Source organism: Ethanoligenens sp. (genome assembly GCF_047718355.1).
GTDB lineage: Bacteria > Bacillota > Clostridia > Oscillospirales > Ethanoligenentaceae > Ethanoligenens.
The window spans coordinates 1-12,588 of record NZ_JBDNLG010000090.1 but is presented as its reverse complement, the minus strand read 5'-3'; the positions used below and the strand labels follow the sequence as shown (position 1 = coordinate 12,588).

At 53.6% G+C, this 12,588-nt stretch carries 12 protein-coding genes; 8 read left to right on the top strand and 4 right to left on the bottom strand.

What is annotated here, in order from left to right; all coding sequences use genetic code 11:
- Nucleotides 1–153: 153 nt before the first annotated feature.
- Nucleotides 154–1,227 (top strand): 2,3-butanediol dehydrogenase, encoded by a 1,074-nt coding sequence (locus ABF463_RS11910; protein WP_415533862.1) that lies wholly within the window; start codon nucleotides 154–156, stop codon nucleotides 1,225–1,227.
- A gap of 110 nt (nucleotides 1,228–1,337) precedes the next feature.
- On the opposite strand, the gene ABF463_RS11905 is transcribed toward ABF463_RS11910, so the two are convergent.
- Both ABF463_RS11905 and ABF463_RS11900 read right to left on the bottom strand, forming a co-directional pair.
- Nucleotides 1,338–1,793, bottom strand: coding sequence for a hypothetical protein (locus ABF463_RS11905; RefSeq protein WP_415533861.1), 456 nt, complete (start codon nucleotides 1,791–1,793; stop codon nucleotides 1,338–1,340).
- Between the two features lie 60 nt (nucleotides 1,794–1,853).
- Nucleotides 1,854–2,297, bottom strand: coding sequence for a cell wall hydrolase (locus tag ABF463_RS11900; protein WP_415533860.1), 444 nt, complete (start codon nucleotides 2,295–2,297; stop codon nucleotides 1,854–1,856).
- A gap of 209 nt (nucleotides 2,298–2,506) precedes the next feature.
- On the opposite strand from ABF463_RS11900, the gene ABF463_RS11895 reads away from it, so the two are divergent.
- Both ABF463_RS11895 and ABF463_RS11890 read left to right on the top strand, forming a co-directional pair.
- Nucleotides 2,507–3,769, top strand: a complete 1,263-nt coding sequence (locus tag ABF463_RS11895; protein WP_415533859.1) for an ammonium transporter — start codon at nucleotides 2,507–2,509, stop codon at nucleotides 3,767–3,769.
- Between the two features lie 21 nt (nucleotides 3,770–3,790).
- Nucleotides 3,791–4,144, top strand: a complete 354-nt coding sequence (locus ABF463_RS11890) for a P-II family nitrogen regulator (protein ID WP_415533858.1) — start codon at nucleotides 3,791–3,793, stop codon at nucleotides 4,142–4,144.
- 82 nt (nucleotides 4,145–4,226) lie between these two features.
- Here the strand turns inward: ABF463_RS11890 and ABF463_RS11885 are convergent, their stop codons facing one another.
- Together ABF463_RS11885 and ABF463_RS11880 are read right to left on the bottom strand one after the other, a co-directional pair.
- Nucleotides 4,227–5,978: an ABC transporter ATP-binding protein gene (locus ABF463_RS11885; protein WP_415533857.1), complete on the bottom strand. Its 1,752-nt coding sequence runs from the start codon at nucleotides 5,976–5,978 to the stop codon at nucleotides 4,227–4,229.
- Between the two features lie 9 nt (nucleotides 5,979–5,987).
- A complete protein-coding gene (locus ABF463_RS11880; RefSeq protein ID WP_415533856.1) occupies nucleotides 5,988–7,694 on the bottom strand; it encodes an ABC transporter ATP-binding protein in 1,707 nt (568 codons plus the stop codon).
- Nucleotides 7,695–7,816: 122 nt separating this feature from the next.
- Here ABF463_RS11880 and ABF463_RS11875 point away from each other — a divergent pair, with 122 nt between their 5' ends.
- The 5 genes from ABF463_RS11875 to ispE all read left to right on the top strand — a co-directional run bounded on the left by ABF463_RS11875 (nucleotide 7,817) and on the right by ispE (nucleotide 12,548).
- Nucleotides 7,817–8,683, top strand: coding sequence for a LysR family transcriptional regulator (locus ABF463_RS11875; RefSeq protein ID WP_415533855.1), 867 nt, complete (start codon nucleotides 7,817–7,819; stop codon nucleotides 8,681–8,683).
- 200 nt (nucleotides 8,684–8,883) lie between these two features.
- A complete protein-coding gene (locus tag ABF463_RS11870; RefSeq protein ID WP_415533854.1) occupies nucleotides 8,884–9,366 on the top strand; it encodes an Lrp/AsnC family transcriptional regulator in 483 nt (160 codons plus the stop codon).
- Nucleotides 9,360–10,565, top strand: a complete 1,206-nt coding sequence (locus tag ABF463_RS11865) for an aminotransferase class I/II-fold pyridoxal phosphate-dependent enzyme (protein ID WP_415533853.1) — start codon at nucleotides 9,360–9,362, stop codon at nucleotides 10,563–10,565. The genes ABF463_RS11870 and ABF463_RS11865 overlap by 7 nt, the downstream gene beginning before the upstream one ends.
- Nucleotides 10,537–11,676 (top strand): DUF362 domain-containing protein, encoded by a 1,140-nt coding sequence (locus tag ABF463_RS11860; protein WP_415533852.1) that lies wholly within the window; start codon nucleotides 10,537–10,539, stop codon nucleotides 11,674–11,676. Before ABF463_RS11865 ends, ABF463_RS11860 begins: the two co-directional genes overlap by 29 nt.
- The gene (gene ispE, locus ABF463_RS11855; protein ID WP_415533851.1) at nucleotides 11,676–12,548 is read left to right on the top strand and encodes a 4-(cytidine 5'-diphospho)-2-C-methyl-D-erythritol kinase; all 873 of its coding nucleotides are present in this window, start codon (nucleotides 11,676–11,678) and stop codon (nucleotides 12,546–12,548) included. The genes ABF463_RS11860 and ispE overlap by 1 nt, the downstream gene beginning before the upstream one ends.
- Nucleotides 12,549–12,588: the final 40 nt, after the last annotated feature.

Below are 12,588 nucleotides of genomic sequence, written 5' to 3'. Positions count from 1 at the left end.
AAAAAAATGTCGATTCTTTTTCTATTCCAGGCATGATGCATTTGCTATACTATTTACGCCATGTTCATAAAGGCGGCGCTTTTTGACAGAATTGCTATAAAAATATAACATCCGCCGTTTTATTTCAAAAAAACTGTTAAAAGGGGAATCTGTATGAAAGCAGCAAGATGGTACAGCCCGAAAGACATCCGTGTGGAGGAAGTCGAAGAGCCTAACGTCAAAAATGACGGCGTCAAAGTAAAAGTGAAATGGTGCGGCATCTGCGGCAGCGACCTGCACGAATATCTGGCTGGCCCGATCTTTATCCCGGTCGGCAAACCGCACCCGCTTACAGGCGATGTTGCACCGGTCATTCTTGGGCATGAATTTTCGGGCGAAGTAGTCGAAATCGGCAAAGACGTGACCAATGTCAAAGTAGGCGACCGTGTAGTTGTGGAGCCGATGAATGTTTGCGGCAAATGCCCGGCTTGCCTGGAAGGGAAATATAACCTTTGCTCCAGCTTGGGCTTTCACGGACTTGCGGGCGGCGGCGGCGGTTTCTCTGAATACACCACATTCACCTCACGGTTTGTACATAAAATCCCCGACTCTCTTAGCTATGAAAAAGCCGCCCTCATCGAACCGATGTCGGTTGCACTGCACTCGCTGCGTGTAGGCCATTTTGAAGTGGGACAAACGGCAGTGGTAGCGGGTGCGGGACCCATCGGGCTCGGCACCATCGAATGCCTGAAAGCGGCAGGAGCCAAACAGGTCGTCGTCGTACAGCGCAAATCCGTCCGGCAGGAATACGCTCTGCGTGCAGGTGCGGATGTGCTGCTCGACCCAAACGTCGTGGACGTGGCGGCCGAACTGCGTAAACTTACGGGCGGGGCCGGTGCGGATATCGCATTTGAGACCACCGGTTCCGAGCAATGCTACAATCTTTTGCTTGATGGTCTCCGTTTTGCCGGCACTATGGTCGTCACCAGTATCTGGGAAGGCGCCATCCAGTATAACCCGAACAGTGTTGTACTGACCGAGAAAAATATTGTCGGCAGCATCTGTTACTGCAACGACTTCCCCGCCACCATTGCCATGATGGCAGACGGCAGGATCAAAGCCGACGGGTTCATCACCAAACGGATCGCGTTGGACGATATCGTCACAGAAGGTTTCGAAACCCTGACCGGACCCGAGAAAAAGGCACAGGTCAAGATCATCGTCACACCGGACGCTTCCCTGCTCTAACAAGTCTGCTCATTCAAGTCTGTTCATTGTTATAGCGATAAAAATCTTCCGGTCCTGCCAAGCAAACGGTAGGTCCGGAAGATTTTTTGAACCAGCACATTTAAATAGGTTCAGTTCTGATAAACGCGCACAATCTTAATCGAGAAAAAGTCACAGACAAGCAGGTTGCTGGTACCAAATTCCCGCAGGGTGATATAATTTGCGCCCACGTTGACCAACGTACCGGTGCGGTCGGTGAGCGTATCCGTTCCAAACAGGAACTGCACTGTTACATTCCGTCCAATGTAGGCGCGCAGATAGCTGTTCAAAAACTGTGTGCTGTCCATCACAGTGGAACCGGCAGGCATCAAGCTGGGCGACGGCATGGTGGACATTCCCTGCATGGGGATAACGCCGCCCTGGCTGATTCCCGCGTTGTAGCCCGCAAGTCCTGGCGTCATACCCGTAGCGGCTGTACCCGTCTGGTACGCACCGGAACCGGAACTGGCGGCAACATTGGACGTACCTGCCTGTGTATCGCAGGCACAATGCTGCTGCCCCGTACCTGTACCCATATAATCATTCATTAGTCGCTCTCCCTTTCCTTGCGGTGCGGGCACGGCGAATGTCATACCCGCGTGATCCATTTACGTGTTCGCATACAGTGCTGTGGGCGTATAGAAGCAGTGGTCGCCGATATGTACATAAAGCAGGCCGGTGCCGTTATATGGAAAATTGGTGGGGCAATTGGGGTTGAACGGATTGAAATACCACAGGCAGTTGCCCACCGCGCCCAGCGTGCCGCCTCCTATAGCCCAATCGGCAATGCTGTAATGCACTGCTGTGGGACGCATGTTATACACGTTCTGCGGGTTGTATTGCCCGGACACAGTCTCCTGAAAACAGGTAAACTGCCCGGGCTGCGTCATCACATTGCGCAAGCTGCCCTGGTTGACACGCATATACTCGCCGTAGGCGGCATTTACACGATTCATGATGACGCTGGCCACGGCCCGCATTCCATTATCGCCTTCACCGCCCGCCTCACATTGGATCATCCGCGCAAACAACTCTCTCGTTGTCAGCGGCATGTCAATCCCTCCTTGTCTTGAAAACACGGTCCACAAGCAGTATATGCATTGTCCTTCACACTTGTGCCGTACCTCCCCACCCATCAAGGATGAGCTTTTTTTACCGTATCCGATAAACGAACGTAGTATTTTTACACAAATTGCACATGGATATTTGTAGGGAATCATGCCATAATAGACGTACGCCCAATTTGTTATAGAAGGTGAGAATGACTATGGGAAACAATGGCGATATTGCATGGATTCTGGTTTCTTCCGCACTGGTGCTGATCATGACCCCGGGTCTGGCCTTTTTTTACGGGGGTATGGTAAAGCGCAAAAACGTATTGAACACGATGTCGTCCTCTGCTTTGTGTATGGGGGTAGCGTCTATCCTGTGGGTACTCATCGGATTTTCGCTGTCTTTCAGCGGAGATATCGGCGGCATTCTGGGCAATTTGCATTGGTTTGGCATGCAGGGACTGGAGGCCGGCAAAGCCGCTTCTGTTTTCGCCCCCACCACTGTCTGTTTTGCTATCTTTCAAATGATGTTTGCCATCATCACTCCCGCCCTCATCACCGGCGCAATTGTCGAGCGGATGCGGTTTTCCGCACTGTTCATTTTTGTTGTGGTCTGGTCGATCATTGTCTATTATCCACTGGCACACATGGTCTGGGGCGGTGGGTTTTTACAAAGACTGGGCGCCATCGATTTTGCGGGCGGCAACGTGGTACATATCAGTTCCGGTGTCAGTGCACTGACAGCAGCTCTGGTACTCGGCAAGCGTAAAAATCACGGGCGGGCAACTTACCACCCGCACAACATTCCATTCGTCTTTCTCGGCGCCATGCTGTTATGGTTCGGTTGGTTCGGCTTCAATGCGGGCAGTGCGGGGGCAGCCAATTCGTTGGCAGTCCATGCATTCATTACCACAAACACCGCCTGTGCAGCCGCCATGCTCTCTTGGATGCTGATCGAAAAAATCAAAAACAAAAAGCCCACACTGGTGGGCATCTCCACTGGCGCGGTCATTGGTCTGGTGGCCATCACGCCGGGCGCAGGTTTTGTACCCATTTGGGCATCCATTGTCATCGGTGCTTTGGTCAGCCCCATCTGCTATTTCTTCGTAACCGTAGTCAAGCCCAAATTTGGGTATGACGATTCTCTCGACGCATTTGGCTGCCACGGCATCGGCGGTATCTGGGGCGGCATTGCCACTGGTTTATTTGCACTCAAGGGATTCAACCCAGACCCTAAACTGGACGCGGTGCAATGGAACGGTCTGTTTTTTGGTCAATGGCAGCTTTTTGTGCGGCAGCTTGCAGCCATCGGCATCACGATCGTGGTTGCGGTGGTAGGAACGCTGATTGCGCTTGGCATTGCCAAACTGTGCGTCAAGAAACTCCGGGTCACATCTCGCGACGAGGACGTGGGGCTGGATGCGTCAGAGCACGGCGAATCTGCTTACCCGTCGTTCAATGGCATGGACTAACGCGACTGGAGAGGAAACGCCATGAAAAAAATTGAAGCATTTATCCGGCCGGAAAAGCTGGAGGATATCAAAGATATTTTGAAAACGCTCGATCTAAATGGACTAAGCGTCACGCAGGTCATGGGCTGCGGTAACCAAAAAGGCTGGAAAGAATTTTTTCGCGGTGCGGAAGTAGATGTGAATTTCCTGCCAAAAATCAAAATAGAGATTGTCGTACAGAATGAGCAGGTTGAAACCGTAATTGATAAGATTACAACAGCCGCCCGCACCGGCGATGTCGGCGATGGGAAAATTTTTGTTTTCGACATTGCGGAAGCCGTGCGCATCCGCACCGGCGAGCGTGGCGCGGATGCCATCCGTCAATCCAAAAAATAAGCTGATCCCGCCCGCGGCGGCAGAGCATCACAAAAAGGGCGGTTCTCTTTCATTGAGAGCCGCCCTTTTTTGTTTGCAATATTCAGATTGTTTCCAGCCGGCTGGAATAAAGGTTGGCATACGCACCGTTTTTTTGCAGCAGGCTGTCGTGCGTGCCGGTCTCCACGATGTCGCCGTCCTCCATCACCAGAATGAGGTCTGCGCCTTGCACGGTGGATAGGCGGTGTGCAATGACAAAACTGGTACGCCCTTTGGTTAAAGCCTCCATGGCACGCTGCACCCGGAGCTCGGTGCGGGTATCGATGGAGCTGGTGGCTTCGTCGAGGATAAACATCGGCGGGTCAGCCAGCATCACACGCGCAATGGTGAGCAGCTGCTTCTGTCCCTGCGACAGGTCCTCCCCCATATCGGAAATATGCGTCTGATAGCCATCCGGCAGACGTACAATGAAATCATGCGCGCCCGCCTCTTTTGCCGCCGCAACCACTTCTTCATCGGTGGCTTCCGGCTTGGAGTAAGCGATATTCTCCCAGATGGTTCCAGAAAATAGCCATGTATCCTGCAAAACCATGCCAAAGCAGCGACGCAGGTCATCCCGCGCAAATGTACGGATATCGGTTCCGCCGAGTTTGACAGCGCCATCGTCCACATCATAAAACCGCATGAGCAGGTTGACCAGTGTGGTCTTGCCCGCACCTGTTCGCCCGACAATCGCGACGCTGCGCCCGTAAGGAATGGTCAAATCCAAATCTTTAATCAGGGGGCGCTCTGGGTTATAGGCAAAACGCACATGCGAAAAGACCACTTCGCTCCTGGCGTTCGGTTTGGGTGCATCCGGTGCATCCGGCGTTTCGTCTTGCAGTTCCAGCACGTGGAAAATACGCCGTGCACCCGCAGTTGCTGTCTGGATATAGTTCATAATGTTTGTAATATCTGAAAACGGTTTGGCAAACATGGTGGAAAAGATCAGAAAACTGGAGATGCCACCGATACTTAGATGCCCTGAAATAGCCAAAATACTGGCTGCCACGCCTACGACCGTATAGGCAATATTGTTGACCACGCGCGTACCGGGATTGGTCAGCGAGGCGTAAAACTGTGCTTTAATGCCCACACCGTAGAGTTGCTGATTCATGTCGGAGAACTGCTTTAAAGCAGGTTCTTCCAGACGAAACGCTTTCATTTCGCGCCGCCCCTCAATGATCTCTTCGGCGTAACCGTTCATCTTGCCGACGATATTGGCCTGATCGCGGAAATACTTCTGTGAGTTACGGCCGATGAACCGTGCCAACCATACTGAGAGCGGTGCAAAAGCAACAACTACGACAGTCATAGGGGCATTAAGCGCCAGCATGAAAAATACCGCGCCCACAATGGTGACAACACCGCTTAGGGCCAGTGCCAAGCCTTGCAGCAACCCATCCGAAATTGCATCCACATCGTTGACAAATCTGCTGACCGTGTCGCCATGTGCATTCCGGTCAAAGAAAGAAAGCGGCAGCATGGCCAGCTTGCGAAACAGATCCCTGCGCAGACGCTGCGCGGTGAAGTAGGAAATGCGGTTGGTGACCGCGCCAAGCAGCCACTGAAACAATACGGAGACACCGTAAACCGCCATCAGAACAGCAATCAGCGAAAACAGCTTATGGAAATTGCGGTCACCACGAAACATATCGTCAATGCCCAATCCAATAATTGCAGGCGCGGCAAGCATTCCCAGTGAACTGATAATGGCAAACACAGCTGAAAGACCCAGCAGTCCTTTGCCGCCTCCAAGCATTCCAAGCGTTTTGAGCAGAATATGTTCTTTTTCTTTTTGTCTTTTTTGCATCATTTTCACCCCTCACGCCTGCGTGGCAAGAATATCCCTATAGGCGGGGCATTCCTTTTGCAGCGATTCATGCGTACCGAATCCCGCCACCCGACCGTTATCCAGCACCAATATCCTGTCGGCATCCTGAATGGAGGCGGCACGCTGAGACACCAGAATGGTTGTACGCCCCGCACGTGCCCGGCGCAGCGCGCCGCGCATCCTTGCGTCAGTGCTGTAATCGAGCGCACTGGAAGCATCGTCGAGGATAAGAATATCCGCGTCGGCCAGTACCGCGCGCGCCACACCGATGCGCTGGCGCTGTCCGCCGGAAAAGTTCGTACCGCCGCGCTCCACCCGCGCCGTATAACCGCCCGGCAGTTTTTCGATAAATTCTGCCGCCTGTGCGATTTGCGCCGCTTCTTTCACCTGCTCATCCGTCGCATCCTGCCGCCCCACACGGATATTATCCGCGATGGTTCCGGTGAGCAGCACGGTTTTCTGTGGAGCAATACAGACACTCCTGCGCAAGTCCATATCCGGCAGCTGCCGAATGGGAACGCCACCCAGCCGAATTTCTCCCTTGGTCACGTCATAGAACCGGGCAATCAAGCTGACAAACGTACTCTTGCCGGAACCGGTGCCACCGATCACGCCCACCGTCTGCCCGCGTTGTATTTCCAAGTTGATATCTTCCAACGCCTTCCCGCCGCCATAACCAAAATCCACATGGTCAAACACAACGGCAGGTGCATGCTCATCCCGTACGGACACTTTACCCTCTGCCTGCTCCATATCAGGCTGGCAGTCAAACAGTTCTGTTACCCGCCTGCCGGAAGCTGCGCAACGGGTGAACAGGATAATTAAATTGGAGAGCGCGATAAGTGCAATGAGGATATAGGTGATATAATTTACAAATGCGATGATTTCACCCTTCATCAAGGTACCATGCCCGACCATACGCCCGCCAAACCAAAGGACAAATAGAATGGCGGCATCGACCACCAACGTGGTCAGTGGGTTGAGAAGCGCTGAAATCCCCCCCAGCCGCAGCGCGGTAGCGGTCAGACTGTCATTGGACTCGGAAAAGCGGCGCTTTTTCTGCGGCACTTTGGCAAATGCACGGATGACGCGTACGCCCGCCAGATTTTCACGCACCACGACCGCCACATGATCCAGCCCTTTTTGATAGACGCGGTACAGCGGGGTAGACAATTTTGTGAACACAAACAGTAACAGCGCGAAAAGCGGCGTGGCAAAAATCAGGATAAGCGCCAGCTTCCAATTCAGGATGAGTGCCATCACGATGGCGCCGATGCAAATAAAAGGCGAGCGTACCAGCAAACGGATCGCCATCGCTACGCCAGCCTGCAGCGTATTCACATCGTTTGTCAAGCGGTTAGTCAATGTTTCGGTGCCATAAGCGTCCAGCTGCCGCAAACTGAGTGACGAGACATGCCGGAACAGATCGTTGCGCAGCACGGTGCCAAATCCCTGAGAAGCACGGGCGGCAAAAAACTGGCAGGTAAATGCGCTTGCACAGCCGCAGATAGCCATAATGACCATTAGCAGGCCAATGTGCAGCACATAGGCGCGGTCATGCCGCCCAACGCCGTTGTTAACCATCAGCACCATCAGCGTTGGCAACAGCAACTCAAAGATTGCTTCAAACAGCTTAAACAACGGACCAAGGATACATTCCTTGCGGTATGGTTTCAGATAGTGTACGAGTTTCCACATAATACGGGATCATCTCCATCAATCACAACTTTTTCAACCTCTAAAGAATACCACAATTCTTGACATATGAAAAATATGTTTTTAAAATAGCAGATATATGAGAACGATATGGAGGAAACAATATGGATCTCAGGCAGCTGCGCTATTTCGTTGCCATTGCGGAAGAAGGCGGTATCTCCCCGGCAGCACGGCGGCTTCATATGGCACAGCCGCCGCTCAGCCAACAGCTCAAACAATTGGAACAAGAGCTAAATGTCCAACTGGTGGAGCGCGGCAACCGCTCCGTTCGGCTGACCGATGCGGGCACAATCCTAAAAGCCCGGGCGGAGCAGATCCTCTCCATGGCCGATTCGGCAAAACGGGAGATACAGGACTACAACAACGGGCTGACCGGTACGCTCGTACTGGGAGCCGTTTCCTCCTCCGGCTTGCCAAGCGAGGCGGTCAACACATTCCACACACGGTATCCGGGTGTTTTGTTCGAGATACACGAGGGCAATACATTTCAAATGCTGGAATATATGAAAAGAGGACGGATTGAACTGGGGATTGTACGCACACCGTTCAACAGTGTCCAATTGGAATGCCGGTATGCAGATTCGGAACCCATGATGGCGGCATTTACAGGCGAGGACCCCTTTCCCGGACGAGACAGCATCAATATCGCCGATCTGCGCGGCCACCCGCTTATTATCTACCGACGGTTTGAACAACTGGTACGGGAAGCGTGCGGTGAGGCGGGATTCGAGCCGCTGGTCTGCTGCACCAGCGATGACGCGCGTACCGCTGTCAGTTGGGCAAAGGCAGGGTACGGCATCGGCATCGCGCCGCAATCCGCTCTGGGGCGGGACGGCAGCCTTGCGGGCAAAGTCATCGCGCATGAACGCCTGCGCACCCAGCTTGCACTCATCCGCATGAAAGGACGTTATCTTTCCACCGTCGCCCGCCGCTTCTTCGAGCAGTCCCATCCTGTTTTCAAATCTAAATAAGGTTTTTATTGAAAATCGCACGCCGACTGAACATGAAAACGAGACTGCCAACTGTTTGCAATCACATACAGTTTGCGGTATAATGGCGGGAGATATGCAAGGACGCATGTACATTTTGAACCTGTGGCTTTTGCCGTAGGTTTTTTAAGATTATAATGATGAATAACAAGACATCAGCTGCCCGGAAGGAGCAAAGCGGAATGGATAAAATTTTGTCGCTGCTGGAGAAAAACGCCCGTCTCAACAATGAGCAGGTAGCATCCATGCTGGGTCTACCGGTCAAGGAAGTGACCGAAACCATCGCACGGTATGAACAAGAAGGTATTATCAAGGGTTATCGGGCATTGGTCGACTGGGATAAAGTGGATAAAGACAACATTATGGCGTTTATCGAGGTCAAAGTTACACCACAACGCGATTTTGGCTTTGAACAGATGGCAGAGCGCGTCATGCAGTTCGAGGAAGTCGAGAGCGTTTACCTTATGTCCGGCGGATTTGATCTGGCAGTCACCGTGCGCGGGCACTCGTTCAAAGATGTGGCGCTGTTTGTGGCAGAACGTCTTGCGCCGCTCGACAATGTGCTGTCTTGCGCCACCCACTTCATGCTGCGCAAATATAAGGACAACGGCGTTTTGTTCGGCGCAGAAGAACCGGACGAAAGGGGGAAGATTTCGCTGTGTTAGATTACAGTTCCCTGCTTTCCAAAAAAGCACTGGACATTCGTCCCTCCGGCATCCGTAAATTTTTCGATCTGGTGCAGGAAATGGATCATGTCATCTCGTTGGGTGTGGGCGAACCTGATTTCGTCACGCCATGGCATATCCGCAGTGCAGGCGTTTATTCGTTGGAAAAAGGGCGCACCCACTATACCTCCAATGACGGTTTGCTGGAACTGCGGCAGGAAATCTGCCGGTATCTCAGCCGCCGGTTCCGTCTGGAATACAGCCCCAAGCATGAGACGATTGTCACCGTCGGCGGCAGCGAAGCCATCGACCTGTGCCTGCGTGCGCTGCTCGAGCCAGGGGACGAAGTCATCATCCCTGAACCGAGCTTTGTTTGCTATTACCCCCTCACCGTGATGGCGGGGGGCGTGCCGGTAAAAATCAAGACGCTCGCGTCCGACCAATTTAAGCTGACAGTCGAAGCCTTGCGCGCGGCCATCACACCGCGTACCAAGCTGTTAATCCTGCCGTTCCCGAACAACCCCACCGGTGCTGTTCTCGACCGCTCAGATTTGGAGGCCATCTCCGCCGTACTGCGGGACACCAACATTTTTGTGCTTTCAGATGAAATTTATGGTGAACTGACCTACGGCGAGAAACATGTGTCCATTGCAGAGATGGATGGAATGCGGGAGCGCACCGTGCTGGTCAGCGGCTTTTCCAAAGCCTATGCCATGACCGGATGGCGGCTCGGCTACGCCTGCGGACCTGCCGAAGTGCTGCGCTGTATGCACAAAATCCATCAATACGCAGTAATGTGTGCGCCCACCACCAGCCAATACGCGGCAGTAGAGGCGCTGCGCAACGGCGATGAGGACATTGCCCGCATGGTAGACGAATATGACCTGCGCCGCCGCTTCATCGTGGATGCGCTCCACCGTGCAGGCCTGCCCTGCTTTGAACCGCGCGGGGCATTCTACGTGTTCCCATCCATTACGGCCTCCGGCCTGTCGTCCGAGCAGTTCTGCGAACGGCTTCTGTTCGAGAAACAGGTGGCGGTGGTGCCAGGCACCGCATTCGGTGAGAGCGGCGAAGGATTCGTGCGCATTTCGTACAGCTATTCCATCAAGCATATCACACAGGCCTTGACACGTATTACGGATTTTATGGAGACCCTACAGGAGGCCCCCCATGGAGAAAGTATCGCTGCTCACTTGTAAAGCCTATGATCCCGCTCTGCTGGACACGGTGATTGAGCGCCACTTTCAGTCACTCGACCCACATGACTTTCTCATCAAACCGGGAACAAAAGTCCTCATCAAGCCCAATCTGCTGATGCGCCGCACACCGGACGAAGCGACCACCACCCATCCCGCATTTGTTGCGGCACTGGTGCGCGCTGTCAAAAAGCGCGGCGGTGTGGTCACCATCGCCGACAGTCCCGGCGGGCCGTATACCCCCGCCGCACTGCGGGGCATCTATGCGGCAACCGGCATGGCGGATGTGGCAAAAAAAGAGGGCGCCGTACTTAATGAATCGACCGACGCTGTAGAACGGGTAAATGAAAACGGGCAGCGCTGTCATTCGTTCCAAATTATCCGACCGATTGCGGAGGCGGATGTGGTGATTTCTGCCGCCAAACTCAAGACCCACGCGATGACAGGCTTCTCCGGTGCGGTCAAAAATCTATTTGGCTCCGTACCGGGACTGATGAAACCGGAGTTCCATTACCGCTTCCCCGATAAAAAAGACTTTGGCCACATGCTCGTCGACCTGTGCGAAACAGTAAAGCCCACCTTTGCCTTCATCGACGGCATCGTTGGCATGGAAGGCAACGGTCCCTCCGGTGGCAAACCTAAGGCAGCAGGAATCACAGGGGCGGCGCTCAACCCATACGCACTGGACTTGGTCATGGCACGCATCATCGGCTTCTCAGCCGCGGAAGTACCTACACTGTCCACTGCCATTGAGCGAAAACTCTGTCCGGCAGAAATCGGTAAACTGGAGATCATAGGCGAACGGGTAGAAACATTGCTCACGCCGTTTGAGAAACCAGATTCCGCTTCTCTTGATTTTATGGAATATATCCACATGCCCGCGTTTTTACGCAAACCACTTAAAAAACTGATGACGCCGCGCCCGGTTATCGTACGCAATAAATGTATCGGCTGCGGCAAATGCGCAGAAAGCTGCCCGCGGCATGTCATTCAAATTGAGCAGAAAAAAGCGCACATCGCCTATGCCAACTGCATCCACTGTTTTTGCTGCCATGAGATGTGCCCGGTCAAAGCAATCAACATCCATACATTCAAACTGTTCGGGAGCAGATGATGGAACAGATCACACTGCAAGCGTACGCCAAGATTAACTTGACGCTCGATATCATCGGCCGGCGCACAGACGGCTATCACGAATTGGACACCGTCATGCAATCTGTTTCGCTGGCGGACACCGTGCAGCTCACAAAAATGCCCGGCGGCGGCCTTTCAGTGCGCTGCGACAACGCGCAGCTGCCACAAGATAAAGAAAACATTGCTTACCGTGCCGCAATGACGTATTTCGAGACGGCGCATATGCCGGTGCAGGACGTATCCATCGTCATCCGCAAACAGATTCCCTCACAGGCGGGGCTGGGCGGCGGCAGCGCGGACGCGGCCGCCACGTTGATCGGGTTGTGTACCTTGTTCGGCAGTCTGCCGACGGAAACTTTGCTGCAAGCAGGTGCTTCGATAGGTGCAGATGTCCCCTTTTGCCTGACGGGCGGGTGTTTGCGGGCGCGAGGCATCGGCGAACTGCTTTCTCCCCTGCCCTTATTGCCGGAATGCACCATTTTAATTGCAAAACCGGCGGTTGGCATGTCAACCGCCGACGCTTATGCTGCTTATGACCGGCTGCCCGTCGGACAGCCGCCCTACACAAATGCGCTCATTGCCGCGCTGTCCGGCAGGAATCTGCAAAAAATCGGCGCCGCACTGGATAATGTGTTCGCCAAAACCGCCCCACTGCCTGCCGTAGAAGCCATCCGCACCACCATGCACGCAGCGGGGGCGGCTGGTGCCTGCATGAGCGGAAGCGGTACAGCTGTGTTTGCACTATTCGCCGATGAAGTGGCTGCGCGCCGCTGTGCGGCATCTCTCTCAGGCGCACAAATCACCCTCTTTATTTGTCAGCCGATTCACGCAGGCTGTATACCGATTCTTTAGCAATTTTCTGTCTTTTAACAGCATGTTTACGGTTTGTTCA

Excerpts from the sequence above, each read along its gene's own strand:
- ABF463_RS11860 (WP_415533852.1), top strand. The coding sequence starts at position 10,537 with ATGGAGAAAGTATCGCTGCTCACTTGTAAAGCCTATGATCCCGCTCTG.
- ABF463_RS11900 (WP_415533860.1), bottom strand. The coding sequence starts at position 2,297 with ATGCCGCTGACAACGAGAGAGTTGTTTGCGCGGATGATCCAATGTGAG.
- ABF463_RS11910 (WP_415533862.1), top strand. The coding sequence starts at position 154 with ATGAAAGCAGCAAGATGGTACAGCCCGAAAGACATCCGTGTGGAGGAA.
- ispE (WP_415533851.1), top strand. The coding sequence starts at position 11,676 with ATGGAACAGATCACACTGCAAGCGTACGCCAAGATTAACTTGACGCTC.
- ABF463_RS11880 (WP_415533856.1), bottom strand. The coding sequence starts at position 7,694 with ATGTGGAAACTCGTACACTATCTGAAACCATACCGCAAGGAATGTATC.
- ABF463_RS11875 (WP_415533855.1), top strand. The coding sequence starts at position 7,817 with ATGGATCTCAGGCAGCTGCGCTATTTCGTTGCCATTGCGGAAGAAGGC.
- ABF463_RS11890 (WP_415533858.1), top strand. The coding sequence starts at position 3,791 with ATGAAAAAAATTGAAGCATTTATCCGGCCGGAAAAGCTGGAGGATATC.
- ABF463_RS11870 (WP_415533854.1), top strand. The coding sequence starts at position 8,884 with ATGGATAAAATTTTGTCGCTGCTGGAGAAAAACGCCCGTCTCAACAAT.
- ABF463_RS11905 (WP_415533861.1), bottom strand. The coding sequence starts at position 1,793 with ATGAATGATTATATGGGTACAGGTACGGGGCAGCAGCATTGTGCCTGC.
- ABF463_RS11895 (WP_415533859.1), top strand. The coding sequence starts at position 2,507 with ATGACTATGGGAAACAATGGCGATATTGCATGGATTCTGGTTTCTTCC.
- ABF463_RS11885 (WP_415533857.1), bottom strand. The coding sequence starts at position 5,978 with ATGATGCAAAAAAGACAAAAAGAAAAAGAACATATTCTGCTCAAAACG.